Source organism: Lysinibacillus sp. RU7 (assembly GCF_057837305.1).
The window spans coordinates 40,289-63,758 of sequence record NZ_JBYQFK010000025.1 but is presented as its reverse complement, the minus strand read 5'-3'; the positions used below and the strand labels follow the sequence as shown (position 1 = coordinate 63,758).

26 protein-coding genes are annotated in these 23,470 nt (G+C 38.4%); 6 read left to right on the top strand and 20 right to left on the bottom strand.

Features of this window, described 5'->3' with window-relative positions:
• Positions 1-158 precede the first annotated feature (158 nt).
• Together rpmF and AC3II9_RS16810 are read right to left on the bottom strand one after the other, a co-directional pair.
• On the bottom strand, positions 159-332 hold the full coding sequence (gene rpmF, locus AC3II9_RS16815; RefSeq protein ID WP_489157284.1) for a 50S ribosomal protein L32: 174 nt from the start codon (positions 330-332) through the stop codon (positions 159-161).
• Between the two features lie 24 nt (positions 333-356).
• Positions 357-890, bottom strand: a complete 534-nt coding sequence (locus tag AC3II9_RS16810) for a YceD family protein (protein WP_391366316.1) — start codon at positions 888-890, stop codon at positions 357-359.
• 169 nt (positions 891-1,059) lie between these two features.
• Between AC3II9_RS16810 and AC3II9_RS16805 the strand changes: the two genes are divergently transcribed.
• Entirely contained in the window at positions 1,060-2,259 is a 1,200-nt protein-coding gene (locus AC3II9_RS16805; protein ID WP_489157282.1) for a nucleotidyltransferase, read from the top strand.
• Here the strand turns inward: AC3II9_RS16805 and AC3II9_RS16800 are convergent.
• Positions 2,256-3,320 carry a SepM family pheromone-processing serine protease gene (locus AC3II9_RS16800; RefSeq protein WP_489157280.1) on the bottom strand — a complete coding sequence of 355 codons (1,065 nt, stop codon included), beginning with the start codon at positions 3,318-3,320 and terminating at the stop codon, positions 2,256-2,258. The genes AC3II9_RS16805 and AC3II9_RS16800 overlap by 4 nt on opposite strands.
• A 79-nt stretch (positions 3,321-3,399) precedes the next feature.
• On the opposite strand from AC3II9_RS16800, the gene AC3II9_RS16795 reads away from it, so the two are divergent.
• Positions 3,400-4,287, top strand: a complete 888-nt coding sequence (locus AC3II9_RS16795; RefSeq protein ID WP_489157278.1) for a hypothetical protein — start codon at positions 3,400-3,402, stop codon at positions 4,285-4,287.
• A 29-nt stretch (positions 4,288-4,316) separates the two neighbouring features.
• Here the strand turns inward: AC3II9_RS16795 and coaD are convergent, their stop codons facing one another.
• Genes coaD through AC3II9_RS16780 form a run of 3 tightly spaced genes read right to left on the bottom strand, consistent with a single transcriptional unit; the run spans position 4,317 to position 6,810 of the window.
• Positions 4,317-4,805, bottom strand: a complete 489-nt coding sequence (coaD, locus tag AC3II9_RS16790) for a pantetheine-phosphate adenylyltransferase (protein ID WP_489157276.1) — start codon at positions 4,803-4,805, stop codon at positions 4,317-4,319.
• Entirely contained in the window at positions 4,798-5,373 is a 576-nt protein-coding gene (gene rsmD / locus AC3II9_RS16785; protein ID WP_489157274.1) for a 16S rRNA (guanine(966)-N(2))-methyltransferase RsmD, read from the bottom strand. Before rsmD ends, coaD begins: the two co-directional genes overlap by 8 nt.
• Positions 5,374-5,391: 18 nt before the next feature.
• A complete protein-coding gene (locus tag AC3II9_RS16780) occupies positions 5,392-6,810 on the bottom strand; it encodes an RNA polymerase II (RefSeq protein WP_489157272.1) in 1,419 nt (472 codons plus the stop codon).
• A gap of 55 nt (positions 6,811-6,865) precedes the next feature.
• Between AC3II9_RS16780 and AC3II9_RS16775 the strand changes: the two genes are divergently transcribed.
• A complete protein-coding gene (locus AC3II9_RS16775; RefSeq protein WP_489157270.1) occupies positions 6,866-7,255 on the top strand; it encodes a DUF7147 family protein in 390 nt (129 codons plus the stop codon).
• Here AC3II9_RS16775 and AC3II9_RS16770 read toward each other — a convergent pair whose 3' ends face one another.
• Positions 7,256-7,528: a YlbG family protein gene (locus tag AC3II9_RS16770; protein WP_391366308.1), complete on the bottom strand. Its 273-nt coding sequence runs from the start codon at positions 7,526-7,528 to the stop codon at positions 7,256-7,258.
• 213 nt (positions 7,529-7,741) lie between these two features.
• On the opposite strand from AC3II9_RS16770, the gene AC3II9_RS16765 reads away from it, so the two are divergent.
• Entirely contained in the window at positions 7,742-8,653 is a 912-nt protein-coding gene (locus AC3II9_RS16765; protein WP_489157268.1) for a glycerophosphodiester phosphodiesterase family protein, read from the top strand.
• A 67-nt stretch (positions 8,654-8,720) separates the two neighbouring features.
• Here the strand turns inward: AC3II9_RS16765 and AC3II9_RS16760 are convergent, their stop codons facing one another.
• Positions 8,721-9,170 (bottom strand): YlbF/YmcA family competence regulator, encoded by a 450-nt coding sequence (locus tag AC3II9_RS16760; RefSeq protein WP_489157266.1) that lies wholly within the window; start codon positions 9,168-9,170, stop codon positions 8,721-8,723.
• 173 nt (positions 9,171-9,343) lie between these two features.
• On the opposite strand from AC3II9_RS16760, the gene AC3II9_RS16755 reads away from it, so the two are divergent.
• Positions 9,344-9,844 (top strand): PaaI family thioesterase, encoded by a 501-nt coding sequence (locus tag AC3II9_RS16755; RefSeq protein WP_489157264.1) that lies wholly within the window; start codon positions 9,344-9,346, stop codon positions 9,842-9,844.
• On the opposite strand, the gene AC3II9_RS16750 is transcribed toward AC3II9_RS16755, so the two are convergent.
• Together AC3II9_RS16750 and AC3II9_RS16745 are read right to left on the bottom strand one after the other, a co-directional pair.
• A complete protein-coding gene (locus tag AC3II9_RS16750; RefSeq protein ID WP_489157262.1) occupies positions 9,815-11,284 on the bottom strand; it encodes a UDP-N-acetylmuramoyl-L-alanyl-D-glutamate--2,6-diaminopimelate ligase in 1,470 nt (489 codons plus the stop codon). The genes AC3II9_RS16755 and AC3II9_RS16750 overlap by 30 nt on opposite strands.
• A 668-nt stretch (positions 11,285-11,952) precedes the next feature.
• A complete protein-coding gene (locus AC3II9_RS16745; protein ID WP_489157260.1) occupies positions 11,953-13,020 on the bottom strand; it encodes a CAP domain-containing protein in 1,068 nt (355 codons plus the stop codon).
• Between the two features lie 154 nt (positions 13,021-13,174).
• On the opposite strand from AC3II9_RS16745, the gene AC3II9_RS16740 reads away from it, so the two are divergent.
• Positions 13,175-13,540 carry a YugN family protein gene (locus tag AC3II9_RS16740; RefSeq protein ID WP_391366302.1) on the top strand — a complete coding sequence of 122 codons (366 nt, stop codon included), beginning with the start codon at positions 13,175-13,177 and terminating at the stop codon, positions 13,538-13,540.
• Positions 13,541-13,622: 82 nt separating this feature from the next.
• Here AC3II9_RS16740 and AC3II9_RS16735 read toward each other — a convergent pair whose 3' ends face one another.
• The 10 genes from AC3II9_RS16735 to coxB all read right to left on the bottom strand — a co-directional run bounded on the left by AC3II9_RS16735 (position 13,623) and on the right by coxB (position 23,299).
• A complete protein-coding gene (locus AC3II9_RS16735) occupies positions 13,623-14,084 on the bottom strand; it encodes a DUF420 domain-containing protein (RefSeq protein WP_489157259.1) in 462 nt (153 codons plus the stop codon).
• Between the two features lie 25 nt (positions 14,085-14,109).
• Positions 14,110-15,027, bottom strand: a complete 918-nt coding sequence (gene ctaG / locus AC3II9_RS16730; protein WP_489157257.1) for a cytochrome c oxidase assembly factor CtaG — start codon at positions 15,025-15,027, stop codon at positions 14,110-14,112.
• A 403-nt stretch (positions 15,028-15,430) separates the two neighbouring features.
• Positions 15,431-16,024, bottom strand: coding sequence for an adenylyl-sulfate kinase (gene cysC / locus AC3II9_RS16725; protein WP_489157255.1), 594 nt, complete (start codon positions 16,022-16,024; stop codon positions 15,431-15,433).
• A 12-nt stretch (positions 16,025-16,036) separates the two neighbouring features.
• The gene (sat, locus tag AC3II9_RS16720) at positions 16,037-17,176 is read right to left on the bottom strand and encodes a sulfate adenylyltransferase (protein ID WP_489157253.1); all 1,140 of its coding nucleotides are present in this window, start codon (positions 17,174-17,176) and stop codon (positions 16,037-16,039) included.
• A 37-nt stretch (positions 17,177-17,213) separates the two neighbouring features.
• Complete coding sequence (cysP, locus tag AC3II9_RS16715; RefSeq protein WP_489157251.1) at positions 17,214-18,278, bottom strand: sulfate permease; 1,065 nt, start codon at positions 18,276-18,278, stop codon at positions 17,214-17,216.
• A gap of 12 nt (positions 18,279-18,290) precedes the next feature.
• Positions 18,291-18,992 carry a phosphoadenylyl-sulfate reductase gene (locus AC3II9_RS16710; RefSeq protein WP_489157249.1) on the bottom strand — a complete coding sequence of 234 codons (702 nt, stop codon included), beginning with the start codon at positions 18,990-18,992 and terminating at the stop codon, positions 18,291-18,293.
• A gap of 302 nt (positions 18,993-19,294) precedes the next feature.
• Positions 19,295-19,636: a cytochrome C oxidase subunit IV family protein gene (locus AC3II9_RS16705; protein WP_391366295.1), complete on the bottom strand. Its 342-nt coding sequence runs from the start codon at positions 19,634-19,636 to the stop codon at positions 19,295-19,297.
• Between the two features lies 1 nt (position 19,637).
• Entirely contained in the window at positions 19,638-20,264 is a 627-nt protein-coding gene (locus tag AC3II9_RS16700; RefSeq protein ID WP_489157247.1) for a cytochrome (ubi)quinol oxidase subunit III, read from the bottom strand.
• The gene (locus tag AC3II9_RS16695; RefSeq protein ID WP_489157245.1) at positions 20,264-22,195 is read right to left on the bottom strand and encodes a cytochrome c oxidase subunit I; all 1,932 of its coding nucleotides are present in this window, start codon (positions 22,193-22,195) and stop codon (positions 20,264-20,266) included. Before AC3II9_RS16695 ends, AC3II9_RS16700 begins: the two co-directional genes overlap by 1 nt.
• Positions 22,196-22,234: 39 nt before the next feature.
• The gene (gene coxB, locus AC3II9_RS16690; RefSeq protein WP_489157243.1) at positions 22,235-23,299 is read right to left on the bottom strand and encodes a cytochrome c oxidase subunit II; all 1,065 of its coding nucleotides are present in this window, start codon (positions 23,297-23,299) and stop codon (positions 22,235-22,237) included.
• Positions 23,300-23,470: the final 171 nt, after the last annotated feature.

Genomic DNA, 23,470 nt, shown 5'->3' with positions numbered 1-23,470 from the left:
GTATAGTAAAACAGGTGATGTTGTGCATTTTATTTTTCATAAATTGTATGAAAACCCCAACATTTATTATAGAACCAAAATTATAATATAACCAAAAGAAAAAGGTGATATAAGAGCCATGGCCTCTTATATCACCTTTATATAGCGTAAATACTGAATTATTTCGCTACTACTTCTTTACCTTTGTATTGTCCGCATGCTTTACAAATGCGGTGAGCTAATTTAGCTTCACCACAGCTTGGGCAAGCTACCATGCCAGGTACAGATAATTTGAAATGCGTACGACGCTTTCTTTTTGCAGTTTTAGACGTTCTTCTAAATGGTACAGCCATTATTGGCACCTCCTTACAGATTATCTATTCATCTGTTTGATCAAAATACTTAGCTAAAGCAGCCAGTCTTGGATCCAATTTTGGTTCGTCAGATTCACGTTTAATCGCTTCATCTTCGTCTGTTGAATATGACCAGTTTTTCCCGCCTTGCACTTGTCCTTCGGTATCCTCTTTGAATACTTGCATCGGAATCTCTAAAAGTATTAGCTCTTCTAGCACTGGCTTTATGTCAATGACTTCACCATCGATATAATGGATATCACCATCAACATCCCCACGCTTCTCTTCGTCAATCCAACTGAAAACTTCAGTTGTCTCAACGTTGATAGGATATTCAACGTCTTCCCACGTGCGAGCACATGGAAGTGTTAATGTCGCTTCAAGCGTAAATTGACAAGTCATTTGCGATGCACCAAAAGTACAAAGCCCTTTTACATGAACGGGTGAAATGCGGCGAATGTCCTTGTTGCGATCCTTCACTTCATCCAATTGTACTTCAGCATCAATCGGCATCCCATTTTGGCGATACTTCGATAATTGATGAATTGACCACTTCATTCGTTAATCACCTCGAGACAACACTGTAGATTATATAGCTTACAAAAATAGATGTCAAGATAATTTCTTGTCACCAGTTTAAATCGCCCGTATAATCAGTATAAATAGATGCTTTAAAATTATTCTCGCTTATCACATAAATATTTACTTTACTAGGAGGTGGGCTAATTTGCAAGCGGTTGGACTTGTTGTTGAATATAATCCATTCCATAACGGCCATTTTCACCATGTACAAGAAGGGAAACGAATATCCGGTGCAGAAGTCGCTATCGCAGTAATGAGCGGGCAGTTTTTGCAACGCGGTGAACCAGCTCTTGTCGATAAATGGACACGCACAAACATGGCTCTAGCAAACGGTGTAGACGTAGTAATTGAATTGCCCTATGTATATAGTACAGCTCTAGCTCATGATTTTGCAAAAGGGGCCATCACACTGCTCGATGCAATTGGTTGCTCAACATTTGCTTTCGGCAGCGAACAAGGTAGCATCACGCCATTTTTAAACACCGTTGAACTGATTGAATCAAACCGTGCTCAGTATAATACATTCATTCAACAAGCAGTCAAAACAGGCATGAGCTACCCGCAAGCGCTTCATTATGCTTACGAATCATTAAAGTTAACTTACCCTAACCATTATATTGATTTAGCACAACCTAATAATATTTTAGGATTTCATTATATTGAAGCAGCCAATGCATTACAAAGTAAGATGCAAGCTACCACCATTCAGCGGATCGAAGCAGGTTATTACGATGAAGTTGATTACCAAAAACATATCGCTAGCGCCACAGGCATTCGAAAAGCTTTATCTGATGGACAAGACGTGTCTCACTTTTTACCCGAAAAATCTTACACGTTGCTACGCGATTGGCAAGCTAAACATGAAAAATTCATGTCTTGGGAAGTACTGTGGCCACTTTTAAAGTATGCCATCCTAAGGCATACACCTGAACAATTAACCACCTATGCTGACGTGCAGGAAGGGATTGAAAACGCTCTTATTAAGCACGCAAAGACAAGCAATACTTACACTGAATTTATGATGAAACTAAAATCTAAGCGTTATACATGGACGCGCCTACAACGGATGCTTACTCATATTTATACAGGAGTTACAAAAGAACGATTACACGCTTTTGACACACCAACTTATATCCGTTTACTCGGCATGACGGAAAACGGACAACGTTATTTATCGACGTATAAAAAACAAATACAATTACCACTCATTAGCCGTGTCGCTGCTGTAAAAGATGCCATGCTCACACTCGATATTCAAGCAACAACTATGTATGCGATTGGCATGCAGTTATTCAGCCCACAAAAAATAGACGAGGATATTAAAACCCCGCCTATTCGTGTTTAGTTTTTTGGTTCTAGTTGGTCTAAATACTGCAATGCCTCTTCGATCGTTTTCACCGGTACGATTTTCATTGTCGTACCGATGTCTTTTGCCGTTTTAACAGCAGCCTCATAGTTTGACAAATAGTTTGGATTTCTACTTAACATTTCCTCTGTCACTTGATCATCTGGTGCAAAGAAAATCTCCATTCCCGCCTTATGTGCAGCAACAACTTTTTTCTCTATACCACCAATGCGACCAACGATACCACCTTCTGACATTTCACCTGTACCAGCGATTTTGTAACCTTTTGTCAAGTCTTCATCAAGCAGTTGGTTTAATATACCTAGAGTAAACATCAATCCCGCTGATGGACCACCGATGCTCTCCGTATCAATATTAACATTTGGACTCGTTTTTATGGATTTACTTTCTGTAAAAATAATCCCTAACCCCACTCTGCCTTCACTACCTGGGATTTCTTTTAATGTGAGGACTTTTGTTAATAATTCGTTATTCCGATTAATAACAAGCTCTATCTCATCGTACCCTTCATCGCGTTGTTCTTCAATGCGCCTAATAAGCATCTCTTGACTTTCAATCGTTTCTCCGTTGATTTCTACAATTTCATCACCTGGCTTTAATATACCGTCTGCCGCCCCACCTGTAATGATATTTAGCACATACACACCTTGAAAGGTTACTTCATACTCTAAACCAGCGCGTGAAAAAGCAACATACAACGCATTAAACTGGGAATCTGCCATTAATTTTAACTGCCGTACATTATATTCTTCTTCATCTTCTTCATTTTGACGCACTTGATTCATCGGTAATAGCTCATAATAATCTTTCAGCTTTGCATATACATACATTAGTGGCGTCGCTTTTGACATCGATACCGTCATCAAGCTAAAGGTCCCTTTATCATCTTCGTCACCATCTTGAACCATTACGTATTCGGAAACATCATATGCATGACCAGGCTTCATAACGTATACATCTAAAGGATAGAGTAGCAGGACGCCCACCAAAATAATACAAATAAAGGTTACAATTAATGCAGAAATTTTACTATTCTTCAACGTTTGAGCACCTCCTACTTCTTACATACGATAAATAATCATCATAATGCATATATTAGTGTAGCACTTCATACTTTAGATGACAAAATATCGAAAAGAGTGGATTTCTATAATTTTAATTTTCCAATTAATTTGCAGCACACTTCTATTAGTGTTACTACTGCTTTTTCCTGGCGTTGCCCATCAAGGAGCAGATTTTGGAATAGCGCTTTTTATGGATGCATTATTTCCCTATTTACTAACCTACTTAATATTGACAAGCTGGCTGTTAAAATTAACTGCACCACTGCCGCTAAATGGCCCCTTCTATTATTTAAAAATATACATATTAAGTGCACTTGGTGGTTTTCCGACAGGTGCCTCAATCATCGCTCAATTGAAAGAACGAAACGAAATTACAGAAAGGCAGGCTGCATTACTTTTAGGTATTTGCCATTGTCCAAGCCCGTTGTTTGTCGTTGGTTTTGTAGGACAAGATTTGCTGGGGAATACGCAGTTTAGCTGGCAATACTTAATACTCCTTCATACATTTTCACTCATTTTATTATTCTTCTTACCAGCACATAAAAATAATGCACAGCCTACTGCCATTCCTAAAAATGCGTTTACATCTAGCATTAAAGAAAGTGTGCCTACTGTGCTTGTTGTCGGTTCGACGATTATTTTCTTTGCTACAATTTATGCCGTGTTTTATACGATTGTAGAAGATATTTTCGCACCAAAACAATTATTGCTACTTGCAGCTACGCTCGAAATGACGAATGGACTTCATGCTGCTCATACATTATTAACAGGGAATGTACTACTACTCGCTGTCACATTATTCTTGACAACGCAAAGCTTAAGTATTCATATGCAAGTAGCTGTCATCGCAAAAGCAGCTTCTATTCCACTCTCTACTTATGCATGGATTCGCGCACTCTATTCCGTAGCAATCCCAGTTCTATATGCAATAATTTTCATTTAAAAAGGCTACCCTTTAGGGCAGCCTTTTTATCATTTCGTATTAAATTTCTCTTTTAAAGCCCGGTCAACAATGGCCGGCACGAGTTCACTCACTTTGCCCCCATACTTTGCCACTTCTTTTACTATACTGGAGCTTAAAAATGAATATTGATTTTTCGTCATAATGAAGAACGTCTCAATATGCTCATCTAGTACGCGGTTCATCGATGTAATTTGCATCTCATACTCAAAGTCAGAGACAGCGCGTAAGCCACGTACGATTGCCTGTGCTTTTTTTTGCTGAGCATAATCAATTAATAAACCCGAAGAACTTTCAATTCGAATATTCGGCAAATGTTTGGTTACTTCAGCAATTAGTGCGATTCGCTCGTCCACAGTAAATAATGGATTCTTCGATGAGTTATTGAGTACCGCCACATACACGACATCAAATACATCTGCAGCACGTTTAATAATATCTAAGTGTCCGTTTGTAATTGGATCAAAACTTCCTGGTACTACTGCAACTTTCTCAGACAATTGCTTCTCCCTCTTCCTCTTGTCTACGATAAATCGATACAATCGTTCCACCGTAAGTTTCTTGTCTCATACACGTAAATGCGCCATAGTTTGCTGGGAGCTGTATTTCTGTCGAGTGCTCACAAACAATTGTCGCATATTCCGTTAATTTATCCCCTTGTATAAGTGTTTCTACTAAATCATAATATTCTTTTTTATGATAGGGAGGATCGACAAATAAATAATCAATTTGAATATCACGCTTCAACAGTGCTTTTACAGCACGAACAGCATCTGTCCGAAATGCTTCTACATAATCTTCATAACGGCATTTTTTAATATTCTCTTGTAATGTGCCGAAAGCCTTCCCATCTTTTTCAACGAAGATTGCTCTATCTGCCCCACGGCTTAACGCTTCAATCCCTAAGCCACCACTTCCTGCAAATAAATCAAGTGCAATCCCACCCTCAAAAAATGGTCCAATCATATTGAAAATAGATTCTTTCACTTTATCTGTTGTCGGTCTTGTTGTCGTACCAGTAATTGCCTTTAAGGGCATACCTTTGCGCTCGCCTGCTACAACGCGCATACTTCTTCACCTAACTTTCTACTGCTGTGCTGTTGTATTAATATGAATAGATTGCTCATCCTTTTGTAAATCAATTAAAAATAAACGTTGCAACCATGATTCCTCAATGTAGTAAGTACCGGCCACAACAGAAAGAGGCGATGTCGTCGTATTATAACGACGTTGATTAAATACATAGAAACCATGTTCATTCTCCGGGAAGCGGAAGACACGCGTATCACTATTTACATAATAACCATTTGGACCAAGCGATGTGGTATAACCAATACTATGTAATAATGGATCTGCTGTATATAATACTTTTCCTTCATATAAAACAACATCAATATCTTCTGTTAGCACACTATTTACATACACTTTTCGTTTATCATGGAACATAAATGGATACGTTTGCTCTGCATCTACATTCATGGATAAATATTCAGTATATGTACCCAGAACAGCTGATAATTGCTTATCTAAAACTTCTGGCGATAGAGTATTTCCTTCCAATTCTTTTAGACGTTTTTTCCAATCAGCTAGTTGTTCTTCTGTCATTTGATTTGTTAATATTTCCACGATTTCTTGCGCTCGCGGCGTACCAAAAGTCTCGCCTGATAAATACATAGCAACAACATGCTTTAGCCACAATGGTGAATCGACAAATGTATATTGTGATTCGACTTGTGCCATCATGACCTCTTTTTGTAGTGCTGGTACTGATAACTCCGGTAAAAACAACATACGATGTGCTTCTACCTCTATATTATTTCCAGCAATAATGGCGATATGCTCATCACTTAAACGATTTAGTTCGTCTGCAGCCTGGCTTATCTCTGCTGAAATATCGGTATTCGCATAAATGGATAATGCGTCTGTTTTCTTTTGTAGTGTGAGTCCTGTTTGTTGCCAATAAAGATCATCAACTTGTCCATTCCCACTAAACATTGAATAATTAACAAGGGCTAAAGATTGTTGACCAATGAGTGGTAATCCCGTCACCCACTGACCGGCCACTGAACTTTCTGTTGAAATATGCACCGTTGAAAATTTTACATCACCGTTTTTTAAAGATGCATATACATTTTTAATTACTTTTTCAGACGTTAATCCGCCTTCAAGTGGAATAATATACGAAACCGATTGGGTGCGGTTTTCACCTGCTTCAAATGTCGCCTTATCCTCATTTAAACGTGCACAGCTATATTCCGTCTCTAAAAAACAATTTCGATCGATCGCTAATGCGGGCCATACAATCTCCAGTGAATCATTCGGTAAATTTTTGAAATGATGACGGATATCTAGACTTCCTGCTCTATACGTAATTTCAATTTCTTGTGAATACGTAAACGCTTCATTTGTTGGAATGTCTTGATTAGAATACACTTGGTATTGCATAAATAACATAGCGCCGACGATGATTGAGAATGTTGCAAATAAACTCACTGCAAATTTCATGTGCCTGTCCTCCTGCATCGTGATACTATATGGTATGGAAAGGATGTGAAACATAATGATTCAACAATTTATAGAGCTTGGTCAAGGTTACGGAGATGTATATGAGTTATGCGAACTAATTCAAACAAACAAAGTACGTTTCCACGAAGCATTTATCTTTACGTCTACTAAAAATGAACAAACATATTGCTCACTAGCCGTTGCGTTTCAACCTGTAGGAGAAAGCAAATTTATGCCTATTTACATCTGCCGAGAAGGAATTCCTTACAGTGCAGAAAAAACGACAAAACGGATGACATTATTTACAGACGCTTTAGCTTCTATCGATAAAAAAGCAACTACACTTGAAGTGAAACATTCTTCTATCTTTTCAGAAACAAACCAGTTTTATCAATACTTAATTGGTATTTTACGCATGAGCCGCTATATACCTCCAATGCAATAGTTAAAGGCCTATTTTATAGTCATATTCCTTTGCCTTATCTGGTTTCGCATTCTCAAATTCCGTTTTTAATAGCGGACGGAATGACTCAACAACGTCTTTCACAAATGGAAGACGTTGTAGTTTTTGTTTCAGCATTTCAACGTCCTCTTGATTGCAATACATTGCGACGTACTTCATTTTGCGTGAAATATAATGCACATGACCATATTTACGAAGGGACTTGGCGTGCTTTAACTGATGCACATAGACGATAATTCCTTGCCTTTCTATCATATATAAATCCTCCATTTCTTGATATGAGCATACCATACAGTCAAAATTGATAGCAACAGCGTTTAGCTGACAGAAGGTAGTATTTTCCGTTATAATAGAAACAATAGAGTGTTTTTTCCTCACGAGTTTCATGTAAAACAGCGCTCTATTTATGTCTTACATGTATAATTGAAGCTTCACAAAGGAATACGTAATGTATGAGGAGGATAAAGTATGGGAAAAAAAACAAAAATTGCACTTGCCATTGCAGCAGCTAGCGCAGCAGTATGGGCAGGGTCAAAAGCAGTAGCAAAACCACAAAAACGTGAAGATAAAGACGTACTAAGCTTTACACGTCCGATTGTATTAGCGCATCATGGTGGCGCTCATTTAGCACCCGAACATTCGATGTTGGCATTTGAAAAAGCAGTGCAGTATGGTGCAGATGGATTTAAAGTGGATGTCCGTCTTACAAAAGATGAGGAAATTATTTTATTCCACGATGCCTCAACGGAACGACTAACAGGCGTATCTAGTTCTGTAAAAGACTTAACACTTGCTGAATTACGCGAGTTAAATATCGGAGAAAACTTTGAGTGTTTAGAAGGCAACTATCCATATAAAAACGAAAAAGTAGAAGTTGTAACATTGCGTGAATTGCTTGAAACATTCCCTGAGAAGGTTGTATATATCGATATTAAAGATGCTCCTGATACTTATGAAGGTAGCTTAATGCCTTCAAAATTATGGCGCCTACTTGAAGAATTACAGGCAACAAATCGTGTCATTGTCTCTTCAAATTACAGCGAACAAGCTGATCGCTTTAATTTATACGCACAAAATCGCGTAGCGTTAGGCGCTGGCGATGCTGATATTACAAAAGCATATACATCATTTACAAGCCAATTCGGACATCTGTTCAATCCAAAAGCAGATGTATTTGAAGTACCATTAAAATCTAATGTCATGAATTTTGATTCACCAAAATTCATCAAGTTCTTAAGCGATTTAAATTGCCACGTCTTATATACAGGGATTAACGATTTAGTAACGATGTCTCGCTTAGTTCGCTCCGGCGCAACAGGCATCATTACAGATCGCCCTGATATCGCTGAAACTTTACTAAAGAAATACGTAAATGTATAAAACAAAATGCGAGAGGTATTCAACACCTCTCGCATTTCGTTTAAGGACAACATAAACATTCTCCCCTTTATACGGAACAGCCACAACTACCGCCTGAACCGCAACCTCCCGTACTACACCCGCTTCCTGTGGCAAAAAAGGGATTACTTACAGGTACTTTGACAGCTTCTGATACAGACTTCCCAATCAGTAGACTCACTTCATCTAACAAATCTTGATAGTCATTTTCTGCAATTTTTAGCTGTGCAATTGCATCATTTAAATCTAGCGCACGCTTCTGTTCGCGTATTTTTTTCATGATTATATGATAATCGGGATGATATTTCCCAAAACGTTGTACGTCTTCATATTGTTCTTTAAGACGGCTAAATGTATGAATTTGCTCTACAAGCTGGTGATTGTCATATACTGCGCGGTATGCATCACGTAAATTGTTAGCTTGTTCAGAAGAAAGAATCATCGCACTTAACGCATCAGCTTCATCTAAAATAAAAGCCCACTCTGAAGTCATTATCATCGAAAATTCCTCCAATCTCCCACCTATCATAACAGAAAAGATGTTATATTTGTTATTAGAAAGACACATCTTGCCCCAAATAGTTCGAGATGATGTCCTTGCTTATGTGGATCTCCTTCAATATATATACTTTACTAACTACTAAATAATACTCAGGATAAAGGAAGAACATTATGATTGCATCGAAAAAACAGGAAGCTGAGCAACTTTTACAATCGATTTTGGCACATAGTACACCAGAAGATGAAGAAGTACTTATGCATCTCCTTCAAGGGCTACACGACAAACAAACAGGTGTTCATCGCCGCTATATTAATGCCACTTTACATATGACGGGTGAGTTTTACACTGACCATAGCATTGTACGCATACCGGTGACACCTGTTATCCATAATACGATTAAAGTACCGCATGGTGGCATTTTAGCAACAATTGCTGATGCCGCGATGGGCGGACTTGCTTCTCGGTCGGTTGAAGAAGGGAAAAATGTTGTCACAACCAATTTAACAATCAACTATATCGCAACAACGAAAAACAAGGAATTAATTGCTACAGGCTATTTCGTGAATAAGGGGCGTCGAATGATCGTTATGGAGTGTGTTATTGAAGATGAAACAGGTAAAAAATTAGCTACGGCTACTGCATCATTTTTCGTCATCGAGCCGCGTCAGTAAATTCGTTACATAATCAATATCAGAAAATGGGGTTGTAACATCGCCAATTGTTTGCGTACGTTCATGCCCCTTTCCCGCAATCACAATAATATCGCCTTCTATCGCTTGCCTTAGCGCTGTTTCAATCGCTTCAGCGCGAGATAAAATGACCTCATAGCTTTGAGTAGCAAAAAAGCCTGTGGCAATTTGTTCATTTATCACTTCGGGGTCTTCACTTCGACAATTATCCGTTGTCAAAATAATATGATCTGCATACTTAGATGCTACCGTACCCATTTCTTTTCGCTTTGCTACATCTCGTTCTCCACCACAACTAAATACGACAACCAGCTTTTGGTCAACTGTATTTTTAACTGCCTGTAATACCGCTTTTAACGCATCGGCTGTATGCGCATAATCGACAATCACTCGAAAACCTTGACTACTATGGAATGTTTGCATTCGACCAATCGGTAAAGTAAGCATTGGTACTTCTTTCATTACATCCTCAAACGGAAAACCAAGCATATCCATTACAGTGATAGCCGCTGCTACATTTGATCGCTGGTAATCACCTATAAATGGAATAGTAATGACCTTTTCATGATTCGCCATTTGGACGCAACATGTACTTTCGGCTTTTCCCTCTGCCAATAATTGCAATAAAATATCCACTCGACCCTTTATGCCAAAGTAGCGTTTCTCACGCTTCGCCAGTACGCCCACCCCTCGACAAAAAGAATCGTCTCCATTTAATACGATTTTTTTACTCAGTCCGGCTAGGCGTTGCTTCGCCAACTTATACTGTTCAAACGAGCCATGATCTTCTAAGTGGTCTTCCCCTAAATTCAGAAAAACACCAATATCAATATCGCACTCATCCAGTCGATGTGTAGCCAAGCCCATTGATGAAGCTTCCATTACAACATACTGTACATTTTTTCGGACAGCTTCAAGTAATATTGGATGTAAATGTTTTGGTTGCAATGTCGTTAACTGTTCTATATTTGCATTAAATAACGTACCATTTAGATAGACGCCATTTGTACCAATCACTAGTACACGCTTATTCATTTTTTGCAACAACTGTCCTATCAAGTGACTAACCGTTGTTTTGCCATTCGTACCTGTAATCGCAATGATTGTCAGTGCTTCAGAAGGAAAGCCGCATAGTTTTGCACTGGCATAGGCACTGAATTGTAATATATTAGGCACCCAAACGAATGGGATATCGCTAACACACCCATCAAAAAACACTTCATCGTCCACAACGATTGCTTTTGCACCTGACTCAATCGCCTTTTGAATCCATTTTTTACTATCATGTTTTTTTCCTTTACGTGCGATAAATAAATCCCCTGGTCGCACTTCATCCACGACATCTTCTAGACGAAAAACTTCTTCTCGAATTGAGCCTTTTACAGTGCACGGCCAATCTTTTAATAACTCCGCTAATTGCACGTTACACCCTCCTGCTCTACAGTATGTGGGCGCACAAAATTTGACACAAAAAAGCCATCGCTTTATAACATTCATGACGAATGTACAAGACGTTAGTATTAATATTTTATGGTAACTCCTAATAAGCAAACATCAAAACATATATTACCAGTTGAGTAACCGTTGCTTTCCGCTACGGCACTCGCTTTCCACGGGCGAGATCAAGCCTCCTCGTCGCTCATCCTTCGCTCCTGCGGGGTCTTGATTGTCTCGCTTTTCCCGTAGGAGTCTCGTGCCTGCGCTACAAGCAACTATTGTTCAATAAAAAATGGGTTGCTAAAAAACAATAAATATCCTCATAGATTACAGAGGCTAAGCGAAGATATGTGCAAATGAAAAGAAAATGATTTCTTTTAAAGAAGAGAAATATTTTTCTAGCATATCGAGAAGTATTCACTTTTGCCGTAGCGCGCCATCGCCACAGGAGCCGGAACAGGAGATCCAAACAGGCCGCGCCTGTTTTAGCTCCTGTGTAGGCTGTGGCAAAGCGCGGAGGCTACCATTACGATTTAGTTTAATATCTTTTACTATCCTACTGGTATTTTTAGGATGTATCTTTACTCATTACGAGATGGTAATTAAAAAAGTGTAAACCTGGCGCAAAATACCCTTGTTTACACTTTCAACAGTTATTCCGTTTCACTTTCTTCTTGTACTACTTGCTTAAGAAATATTTGAGTATAGTAATTATAATACACACCTGTTCCCACATGTGTGTATTCGTCATTCAACATTGTTTCACGATGATTTGGCGAATTTAATAAGCCATGCACAGCTTCAATGGCATCATAATAAGCCATCGCAATATTTTCATTCGCCTTTTCATATACAATGTTACTATCTTTTAGCCGCTGTTGTAGTGACCCGTATGTAGGTGACTCATGTGAGATATAATTTTGAAGAAACATATCTTCACTATGCGCCATTGCCGTCGTATTTAACTCATTAAACGTCAATAGCGGTTCTAACTCGTACTTTTGTCTATATACATTCGTCAATTCAAATAATTGTTTTGCCATTGTACGATTCAGTTCAAATTGTAAAAATGAAGATGGCGTTTGCTTCTCTACTAATTCTCCCGTAAATTGCATTTCGTAAGGCTGATGCTGCACGAGCGTTTTCCCGTTCATATAACGAATCCCTGCTAGTATTCCTCGTTCTTCATCTATGTATAGCTGCGCGTATATTGTATCGAACTTTGCCAATAAACGATTTTTTGTATCATCTTCACTCATCGTAAAGATGAAAATATTATCATCAATTGCAACAGATACTTCTGCATCTACAATTGTCATACGATAAACATCTTCAACTGGTTGTCCAATATAATACGGACTAATATCGACATTTTCTGCATTCGTATACACTTGTATTATTTTCCCTTGCTCAATTCCAAACATGATCGTAGCATCTTGATTATATACCCACCATTCATAACCAAATGCAGAGCGATCTATCCTAGTAGGTTCCCCGTAGTTTTCCAATACAATTTTCGAAGGCTGACCAATCATTGTCGAAATACCTGCCTCAGGTCGTGATAATGTTTCAGTGTAATCATTTATGTACTGCTCAGAAGGGATTGCTTGTTGCACCCCATTCGGTCCTTCTAATGGAACGTTTTGCTCTTCTATATTTGAATAGTAAAAAATAATGCCTAAAAAGCTTGAAATGATTAAAATACGCAAGAGTGCCTTCATAAATTTCCCTCCTTTTACTATAAATGATTCTCTATAATTATATCAATTCAGCCACGCTTGACACAATGTTGTCATTGCAACATCTGTAAATTTGCTCTATTATTAAAAACAGAGCGTATAAAATATGTACGATTTGCTAAAGGAGGATATTACAATGTATTTTGAAAATACAAAAATTGAAAACATTGTTGTTGATCAAGACTTTCTTACAAACATCTTAAAAAATCATGGCTTAGAATGTTATGGCGAGTGGGACTATGATCGCATGACATTTGACCGCCGTTTCGACATTCGTGAAGGTCGCTTCTACTTACGCGTTTTCTGTGAAGCAATTTCTGGCGATGTAGGTGCTCACGATGCAACTTTAAAAATTTTAAAACCTGCTCTTGGTAAATACTACTACCCACATGGTGTAGAATATAATGACGAGACATTCCCAGCTCACCTTGTGAAAGATTGTGAGCAGATTTTTACAGCTGTTGCAAAAGATCTTGCACAATATGGTTTTGAAGCAAAATAATAAGTGATAGGCAACCAAAGCCGGTTGCCTTTTTTCTTTACATGAAAAAGCTCCTATGCATCACACATAGAAGCCTATATACTTAAAAACCTAAAATTGCTTTAATTACAGACGTCGTTTCGCCGCCTTCATAAATTACATATAATAACAAATAGACCATTACACCTGTGATTGCTGTAAAGAACCAAATAATACTTGAAATCGGTCCAATTTTACGATGTAATTTTAAATTGTTTTTATAGCCTGTCCAAAGACTCGTAATACCGAAAACAGCCCCGACCGTTGCAAGTGTAATATGAAAAATTAAGAAGAACGTATAATAGCCTTTTAACTCATCTGGACCACCAAACGCTGTATTCCCAATAAATACTGTACGTGAAGCATAAATGATAAAGAAAATAGTTGCCGCAACACCAGCAGCATACATTACCTTTCTATGCGCTTCGATTTTTCTTTTTGCGATTAAGCCCCATCCAATCGCTACTAAAATAGCACTCAGCACGATGAATGATGTACTAATAGTTGGTAAAATTGGTACACTCATTTCCTATTCTCCTATTCCTATCTAATTAATTATAATTTGCACGTTTTTGTTGGAAATCACGCAATGCCTTTTCATTGATTTCCTGTTGGCTACCACGTTCACTCACCCACCATTGACGGAAAATGCGTGCTAAAATCACACCAAAAATAATTTCTTGGATGATTTTCATCATTACACCGCCTACTTGTTGATCACTTACTGGGTCCATATTAGAAAATAGCTCAGGACCTGATAAATTAAGACCAGCTAATGTATCAACAGGCACACATAGCTCCATCGCTTGTAGCCATGCGTCTGCCTCTGTATAAGTTGCATACATCGGGTGTGACGCAAAAATAATTAAGGCACAAGCTGGTGTAATTAATACCGCATTCCCTGCAATATACGCCAGTTTATTAATATTTTTCATCTTATGTTGTCCGTCTACTTGATTTAATAATGGCCAATACATAAATAAAGCTGTAATAAATAAGACGAATGTATAGATGCCATGTAGCGTCATATCTAATTTAATGGCATCAAAAACGGATGGAATATGGTAAAAGCTAAACATCGCAATAAAGATAAAAATCGCAACAAGTGGTTGTGTAAAGATTTTAAATATCGTACGTACAACCGGCGCTTCTACAACGACTTTCCATACCCACCACGGGATACCTTTAATGATGAAAATAGGTACTAATAATAATAAGAATGCCATTTGTACCATATGCATCGTAAACATAATATGACCTAATAAATCAATTGGAGATCCTTTAATGATATATAATATAATCATCGCTAAAATAAAATAAATTGCTTCGCTTTTCTTTAAAGGCTCGCTTACTTTAAAATCTTTTCTCCATGTAACAGTTGTTAAAAAGTAAACGACTGTTAAAAATGCGATGACCCCGATTAAATAAGGGCTCCATAACGCTTGAAAACCAAATATACTAAGTGGCATAAAATCGCGCTCCTTTAAACTTCAATATCTCTATTATAAATGTCGTTTTTAGAGACTTCAATGAACATAGTATGACAATTGCATTATGAGGGAATGTTGAGAAATACGCAAGAACAAAAGTGTTGCTCATCCTCAACAAATGTAATTACCATACGTAGGAGAGGGTCGAAGCGTCGTGAGGGAATGGCAATTTGCCTAGACATAGATACTTTTTTCAATGATTGTTGTTCATAATGCGACATTTTATACTCTCATTATTAATGAAAAAGGAGCTATCTAAAAAGATATTTTAAGACGGTTCCTTGCCACGAGGATGGTGGCGCAATATCTCTTAGTAGATAGCGATCAATAACTAAAGGGGATATCCAGAAAGCGTTCACTTTCTAGACATCCCCTTCACTATTTAGATTAATCCTTTTTCAATTAAAAACGCATGCAGTTGTTCGACACATTGTTCAATTGAGTGATTTTCAGAATCTAGGACAATTTCCGGATGTAACGGCTCTTCATACGGCGCACTAATGCCTGTAAAGTTTGGGATTTCGTTGTTACGCGCTTTTTTATAAAGCCCTTTCGGATCACGCTTTTCACAGGCGTCAACCGAAGCTTTCACATATACCTCAATAAACTCGCCGTCTTCTACTAAAGCACGAACAACCTGACGATCTTCGCGATAGGGCGAAATAAATGCTGTTAACACAATTTGTCCACTTTCAACGAAAAGTTTCGATACTTCACCAATACGACGAATATTTTCTTTACGGCTTACTTCATCAAATCCTAAATCATTATTTAAACCATGGCGAATATTATCTCCGTCTAACACAAACACTTGCTTATTATGCTCAAACAACTTGCGAGCAAATGCATTGGCAATACTAGACTTCCCTGATGCCGAAAGACCTGTAAACCATAAAATAAAACTGGAATGGCTATTTTTTTCTCGTCGTTCTTGTTTTAAAATCGATGCCTCATGCCATACGATATTTGTGCTCATCTCTATATCCTCCTATACTGTTGCTTCTTCTCGTAATCCACGAATTAACACTTCAATGACTTCTTTACGGCTAAATGTACTTGGCGGAATTTCACCTGCTCGTAGCATTTCACGTACTTTTGTGCCAGATAAAATAACGCGTGCTTCTGGACCATGCGCACATGTTTTCGTTGTGGCCATTCCTTCACATTCACTGCAATAAAAACTATGCTCAAACTTCAACGGCGTAATACCAATTTCCTCCGGCTCAAATAAATCAAATAATTTTTGTGCATCATATGTGCCGTAATAATCACCAACCCCCGCATGATCGCGTCCAACAATAAAATGTGTACAACCGTAATTTTTCCGTACTAAAGCGTGAAAAATCGCCTCACGAGGGCCTGCATAACGCATGGCTGCTAAAAATACCCCTAGTTGCACACGCTCTGTGGGATAATATTTTTCAAGCAGGACTTCATAACTTTCCATACGAATAGTTGCTGAAATATCATCTGATTTCGTTTCGCCTACAAGCGGATTTAAAAATAAACCATCCACAATTTCAAGCGCTACTTTTTGAATATATTCATGGGCACGATGCACAGGGTTACGAGTTTGGAATCCTACGATTGTTTTCCAACCTTTTTCAGCAAAAATGGCCCGTGTTTCGGAAGGCTCAAATGTATAAGCTGGGAATGGTTTCTCAGATTTCTTAATTAATGTAATGGCGCCGCCTACATAAACATTTGGACGCTCAAATAATTTCGCTACCCCTGGATGTGCTAAATCTTCCGTTCCATACACATATTTTGCCTCTTGCTGCTTATTCGGTTCATAAATATCTCCAACTGTTAATGTACCGTAAACTTCTCCATTAAAAATAAGTTTTACTTGTTCCCCGCGGTGCAATGTCGCAGCAACTGCCGGTTCTACTGGCAATGTAATCGGGATACTCCACACTATGCCATTTGCTAAACGCATATTTTTTACAACGGAATCATAATCGGCTTGATTTAAAAAACCATCTAATGGACTATACGCCCCTATCCCAATTAACTCTAAATCACTTAGCGCTATTGCATCTAATTGAATTTCCTTTTGAATTGCTGAAACATCTGTATCTGGACGATACGTATTAATTAAATCCCCACCATGTGCTTGTAAACTCATTATATTCCCTCCAATTATTCCAATTTAATTACTCAGTTTAAATACCTGACCCTTCGTCGTTGAAGGTTTGTTCCTCTTCTCGTACAATTTGCATTAAACTAAAAGCACCCATAATCGCGATTGCCACACTTACAAGTACAATCATTGAATAATAATCACTTTCGATAAATACTTTGACCAACATATAAGAGATCGCTAACGAAAACAGCGGAGATACGATCCAAATCCGTAAAATTTTTTTGACAATATTTTTATCAAACACTTTGGCACCATTTTTAGCAACGCCTAATCCAATGATCCCTGAAGACGTAACTTGTGTTAGCGGTACCGGTAAACCAAAAATAGAACTAATCCCAACTAATAAAGCACCTGTACTTGAAATTAAAATGCCCTCTGTTTTTTCATATCGTGTAATCTTTTTTCCATTCGTTTCAAGGACACGTCTCCCTAGAAGAAGTGCACCAATGGCAACAAAAACCCCGCCAATCCAAACACCTTCAGTGATCGTCATCATATTTGCAGCAACAAGGGGACCAACAGCGTTTGCCACATTATTCATGCCTGCTGAAAATGCTTCAAAAAACCCGGCGATAATAAGTAAAAATGTAAATAACGGGCGATCTTTCAAATAACCTTTCTGCTGAAAATGATAAAGAATTTTCCCTCCTATCAATAATAGTAAAAATGCAATGATCGGTACGATAAACCAAAATGCCATAATATATAGCAACTTCTCTATATAAAGCACTTGGTACGCGACACCGACACCGACAATGGAACCTACTGTTACTTCGCTGGTGGATAACGGAATCCCCATTAAATTTGCAATAAATAATGTACTTGTAGCAGCTAATAAAATAATGATGACTAACTTTACTGTAATAATGCTTTCGGGAATAATGCCACCACTAATTGTTTTAACAACTTCTCCCCCTCCTAATACGGCACCGGCGATAACACCAATTCCGCAAAGCAGAAGGGCAAACTTGGCATTTTTTATTGCGCCTGAGCCATATGCCACCCCCATAGAAGCTGCAGCTCCACTTGCGCCAATATTTGCTGCAAAAAATAAGGCAATGGCAATGGCAATGTATTCTAGCATGTAAGTCCCCCTTTATCCGTGCAAGCCGCACTCCGTTTTCCCATTACCTGCCCAACGACCTGACCGTAAATCTTCCATCGTGAAAGCAGGCTTAGTACATGTTTCACAGCCAATGCTTGGATACCCTTTATCATGAAGTGGATTGTATGGTAAATTGTGCTTTGACACATATCGCCATACATCTTTCCATGTCCAATAAATAAGTGGACATACTTTAACGGATTTAAAACGGTCATCGACATTAATGTATTCAATATTTGCTCGTGTTTCAGATTGCTCACGGCGCAAACCGGAAATCCAAGCTTTTGAAGCAGTCAATGTTTCATTTAAAGGAACTAGTTTACGAATATGACAGCACTGATTCGGCTCTCTTTCCCAAAGTGCAGCACCATATTTTTCTGCCTGTTCTTCAAGTGATAATGTTGGCTTTTTCATGTCAATTTGCAACTGTGGATATTTTTCTTTCACACGTTCAATCGTTTCATATGTTTCTTTAAAGTGAACATCTGTATCTAAAAAAACAATTTGTGCATCTGGCTTCACTTTCGAAATTAAGTCGATTAGTACAATCCCCTCAATCCCGAAGCTGCATGCATATACAATTTCCTCATTGTAATGTTCATACGCCCATTTCAAAACATGCAATGCCCCTTTATACGTGTCGTCTTGTTCAAATTCAATGTTTGGCTTTCGCCAATTTTCATACGTTAACAATCCATTTCCCCCTTACTTAAAATAAAAAGGCGCTCTAATGCATGGCCAAAGCCTGCATTAAAACGCCTCTAGTTGACTAGTCAGCTCTATTTTTAGTTCATCGATTTAAATAGAGATTCATTTTTTTTGCTTAACGAATACTCTTATAATGAAGTATACTATACATATCCTATTAGTCAACTAGGTTTTTGTGTTTTTTTAATTAATTATCTCTTTGAGTATTTGAACTAACCGGCATTGCATATGATTAAACACATAAAAAAACGCCTCTAGCAAATGCTAGAGACGTTTTCATTAACGAATTACCACCAAATAATTGTTAAGAACGCTACGAAGAACGTAAAGGCGATAAATCCGCCACCCCACATGAAGAATTGAATAACGCCCATGTGCGGAGCATCTTTTTCTTCCATATGCATGAAAGAATAAAGTTGTTGTACTACTTGAATACCTGCTAGTAATAATACTAACGGTTTAATGAAGTTTGGAGCAAAGTCTGCTACAACTGCTGAGAATGCAACAAATGTTAGCAGGATCATAATCGCGAATTGCGTTACTTGCTTACGCATTTTTTTTGAGTTTTGAACGCGATCGTATTCATACTGTGCCTGAGAACGAGTTTCAAAATGAGTATCGTGTGCCATATTATCCTAACACTCCCATCAAGTAAACTACTGTAAAGATGAATACCCAAACAACGTCAATGAAGTGCCAGTAAAGTGACGCTACGAAGTACTTCGGTGCGTTGTATAAGTTAAGACCACGTTTAGCATTACGGATTAGTAGGCCAGTGATCCACACTAAACCGATGATAACGTGTAAACCGTGCGTACCTACAAGCGTGAAGAACGCTGAAGAGAACGCTGATTGCGTATAACCAAAACCAATGTGTACATAGTGTTGGAACTCATAAATTTCTAACCCTAAGAAGCCAAGACCTAAAATAACAGTGATTGCCATCCAAGTCTGAACGCCTTTAAAGTTATAGTTTTTCATGTGGTACATTGCGTACACAGAAGTTAATGAAGATGTTAATAATAACATCGTCATCATAAATGCTAATGGTAACTCATAAAGCCCTTTAGCAGAGAACTCCATACCAGCTGGACCTTGGTCTTTAAGCGCTAAGTATGTGGCAAATAATGAAGCGAAAAGTACAACCTCACACGAAAGGAAAATCCAGAAACCTACGAACTTGTTTTTACCTTCCATAGTTGCTTGCTCAGCATGCTGAGGCCAGCTTTGTGGAGTAAATTTATGATTGATATCCATTATTTTTTACCCCCTTTAGCACGGTATTCAGCAAGTTCACGTTCGATTTGTTCTACTTCTGCTTTATGCACATGGTAGCCTAAATCGTCTTTGAATGAACGAGTAATCATACAAGCAACTGTTAAACCTAAACCACCGATCATTAATGCTAATGACGCACCTGATGAAATACTTTCAGCAGTACCTGCAATCGCTTGGTCACCCCATGGGCTATAAAGCGCACCGAATGCAGCAACGAACATACCGATTGACATTAAGAAAGGTAAAATTGAGTTATTTGGCATGTGAATATCGCCTAGTGGCTCAGCATACACCATACCCTCTTTATTGCCTTCTTCCTTTTCAATCCAATATGGATCGTATCCACGAACAAGTGGCGTTTGTTTGAAGTTGTAGAATGGAAGCGGTGTTTCAAGCGCCCATTCAAGTGAACGACCATCGCCCCAGTAGTCACGACGATTAACTGGTGCTGATTTAATTGATAATAATACGTTAATTACTAATAGGATTACACCAACACCCATCATTAATGCACCAACTGTTGAAATCATGTTGAATGAATCCCAACCTTGATCGCCCATGTATGTGAATACACGACGTGGCATACCCATTAAACCTAAGAAATGCTGTAAGAAGAACGTTAAGTGGAAACCAATGAAGAATACCCAGAAAGTAAGTACCCCTAGTTTTTCATTTAACGTACGGTTAAACATAATCGGCCAGTAGAAGTGAGCTGAACCGAATAACGCAGTTACGATACCACCTACGATTACGTAGTGGAAGTGAGCTACGATAAAGTAAGAATCGTGTAATTGGTAGTCAAGTGGAGCAGTTGCCTGCATTACCCCTGTCACACCACCCGCAACGAATGACGGGATGAAACCAAGTGCATAAAGCATTGGTACTGTAACTTTAATAGATCCGCCCCAAATAGTTAAGATCCAGTTGAATACTTTCATACCAGTTGGTACAGCGATTGCCATTGTTGCTACCGCGAAGATTGCGTTGGCAGTTGCACCTAAACCTGTTGTGAACATGTGGTGAGCCCATACCATGAACCCTAAGAAACCGATTAAAATTGTTGCGAATACCATTGAAGAGTATCCGAATAAACGTTTACGAGCGAATACCGGAATAATTTCAGAGAATAAACCGAACGCAGGTAATACTAAAATATATACTTCAGGGTGACCGAAGATCCAGAATAAGTGCTCCCAAACAATCGTGTTACCACCCATTGTATGGTCGAAGAAGTTAGCTCCGAACATACGGTCCACTAACATTAAGAATAAACCAACTGTTAATGGAGGGAATGCGAATAAAATTAATGTACTTGAAACTAGTGTAGTCCAAGTGAATAATGGCATACGCATGAACGTCATACCAGGTGCACGCATCGTAATAATCGTTACGATGAAGTTGATACCAGAAATTAATGTACCCGCACCAGAAATTTGTAAACCTAATACATAGAAGTCAATACCATGACCAGGTGAATATAAAGATAATGATGCATAAGAAGTCCACCCTGCATCAGGAGCCCCACCCATAAAGAATGACAGGTGAAGGAATACTGCACCAAGGAAGAATAACCAGAATCCTAGTGAGTTTAAGAATGGGAATGCTACGTCACGTGCCCCAATTTGAAGCGGAACGATCGCATTCATAAATGCAAATAGTAACGGTGTCGCTGCTAAGAATAGCATCGTCGTACCGTGCATTGTTAATAATTCGTTAAATAGGCCCGCTGAAATGAAATCGTTGTTAGGAATCATTAATTGAATACGTATAAGTAGCGCTTCAAAACCAGCGATTGCGAAGAACAATGTACCAGCAACTAAATAAAGAATGGCAATCTTTTTATGATCGACAGTCGTTAAATAATCCCAGATGTGTCCTCCTAAGCCCTTTTTCTTTGCCACAGAGCTCACAACTTTAACCTCCTTCAAAGTTTCTGTCTAAGTGTGAAATTAATCTTCTACTTTTAATGTCATTAAGTACTCAGCAATAGCTTTCGCTTCTTCTTCTGAAACATTGTATTTACCAGTCATTAAGTTGCCCGGTTTGTAGAACTCTGGATCCACAATCCAGTTTGTTGTTTCTTCTACCGTGTGATCCATGAAACCAGCTACGCGGTTACGGTCACCGAATGTCGTTAAGTTTGGTCCAATGCCAGCACCAGATACACCAGATACTGCGTGACAGCCTAAACAGCTTTTTGCGAATGTAGCTTCACCAGCATTTGTTGAGTTAGCATCAGCTGTGTTCCCTTCAGTCGCTTTCATAGCAGCTACCCATGCATCAAATGCAGCAGGCTCTAATGTTTTAACTTTGAAGTCCATTAAAGCATGTGAAGGACCGCAAAGCTCAGCACATTTACCATAGAATACGCCATCTTTTAAGCCTTCAGACTCTTTGTCGAATTGTAAATAGAACTTGTTTAAATTATCTACGTTTGTATCCATTTTACCGCCGACTGCTGGAATCCAGAAAGAGTGCTTAACGTCAGCAGCGATTAGGTTGAAGTATACTTTTTCACCAGTTGGAACAACAAGCTCTTGCGCCGTGATAATTCCTAAATCTGGATACTCAAACTCCCACCAATATAATTTTGCAGTTACGTTTACAGTAAGTGCTGTTTTGTTTCCTTCTTCATCTACTTCATCCATTGCAGCAACATTTGCAAATTTATAAGTAGCTGTAAGTGTAGGAACAGATAAGATTAACAGTAATATAATTGGAATTACTGTCCAAATTACTTCAAGAGTATGGCTACCTTCTACTTGTTTAGGCATATAATTTTCGCCTACTTTTGAACGGCGGAACTTAACGAAAGCAAGTAAATAGATAACAGAAACAATGACAACTACTAACGTCATAATCGCAGTTGCAAGTAATAAAATATTCAGCTGTTCTTGACCAACTGGACCAGCTGGTGTAAGTGTCGAAATATATTCTTCACCACAAGCTGAAAGGAAGACAGTCATTACTGCTAACAGCGAGAATAGACGCCATTTTTTAAGCCCTTTCATCATAGCTTAATAAAACCTCTCTTTCTTTGTTGTATTTTCATGTGTAACCAGGACTATGGTTTAGTTCTATATGAATTCTTATCATCCAAGAAAGAATCCCTAACACTAGCTTATCATTGAACAGATCGTGTTAATAGTACATACTTCATCCGGCTATCTAGTTCATGAACAAAG

Excerpts from the sequence above, each read along its gene's own strand:
- sat (WP_489157253.1), bottom strand. The coding sequence starts at position 17,176 with ATGAGTTTACAAGCACATGGTGGGGATTTAATTAATACGTATCGTCCA.
- rsmD (WP_489157274.1), bottom strand. The coding sequence starts at position 5,373 with ATGCGCGTTGTAGCAGGCGAGCGCAAAGGTATGCCCTTAAAGGCAATT.
- AC3II9_RS16770 (WP_391366308.1), bottom strand. The coding sequence starts at position 7,528 with ATGATAGAAAGGCAAGGAATTATCGTCTATGTGCATCAGTTAAAGCAC.
- AC3II9_RS16810 (WP_391366316.1), bottom strand. The coding sequence starts at position 890 with ATGAAGTGGTCAATTCATCAATTATCGAAGTATCGCCAAAATGGGATG.
- AC3II9_RS16760 (WP_489157266.1), bottom strand. The coding sequence starts at position 9,170 with ATGATAATGACTTCAGAGTGGGCTTTTATTTTAGATGAAGCTGATGCG.
- AC3II9_RS16735 (WP_489157259.1), bottom strand. The coding sequence starts at position 14,084 with ATGAGTGTACCAATTTTACCAACTATTAGTACATCATTCATCGTGCTG.
- cysC (WP_489157255.1), bottom strand. The coding sequence starts at position 16,024 with ATGAGCACAAATATCGTATGGCATGAGGCATCGATTTTAAAACAAGAA.
- AC3II9_RS16780 (WP_489157272.1), bottom strand. The coding sequence starts at position 6,810 with ATGAAATTTGCAGTGAGTTTATTTGCAACATTCTCAATCATCGTCGGC.
- AC3II9_RS16795 (WP_489157278.1), top strand. The coding sequence starts at position 3,400 with ATGACAAAATATCGAAAAGAGTGGATTTCTATAATTTTAATTTTCCAA.
- ctaG (WP_489157257.1), bottom strand. The coding sequence starts at position 15,027 with ATGCCACTTAGTATATTTGGTTTTCAAGCGTTATGGAGCCCTTATTTA.
- AC3II9_RS16775 (WP_489157270.1), top strand. The coding sequence starts at position 6,866 with ATGATTCAACAATTTATAGAGCTTGGTCAAGGTTACGGAGATGTATAT.
- rpmF (WP_489157284.1), bottom strand. The coding sequence starts at position 332 with ATGGCTGTACCATTTAGAAGAACGTCTAAAACTGCAAAAAGAAAGCGT.
- AC3II9_RS16765 (WP_489157268.1), top strand. The coding sequence starts at position 7,742 with ATGGGAAAAAAAACAAAAATTGCACTTGCCATTGCAGCAGCTAGCGCA.
- AC3II9_RS16755 (WP_489157264.1), top strand. The coding sequence starts at position 9,344 with ATGATTGCATCGAAAAAACAGGAAGCTGAGCAACTTTTACAATCGATT.
- AC3II9_RS16705 (WP_391366295.1), bottom strand. The coding sequence starts at position 19,636 with ATGGCACACGATACTCATTTTGAAACTCGTTCTCAGGCACAGTATGAA.
- cysP (WP_489157251.1), bottom strand. The coding sequence starts at position 18,278 with ATGCTAGAATACATTGCCATTGCCATTGCCTTATTTTTTGCAGCAAAT.
- AC3II9_RS16700 (WP_489157247.1), bottom strand. The coding sequence starts at position 20,264 with ATGGATATCAATCATAAATTTACTCCACAAAGCTGGCCTCAGCATGCT.
- AC3II9_RS16740 (WP_391366302.1), top strand. The coding sequence starts at position 13,175 with ATGTATTTTGAAAATACAAAAATTGAAAACATTGTTGTTGATCAAGAC.
- coxB (WP_489157243.1), bottom strand. The coding sequence starts at position 23,299 with ATGATGAAAGGGCTTAAAAAATGGCGTCTATTCTCGCTGTTAGCAGTA.
- AC3II9_RS16745 (WP_489157260.1), bottom strand. The coding sequence starts at position 13,020 with ATGAAGGCACTCTTGCGTATTTTAATCATTTCAAGCTTTTTAGGCATT.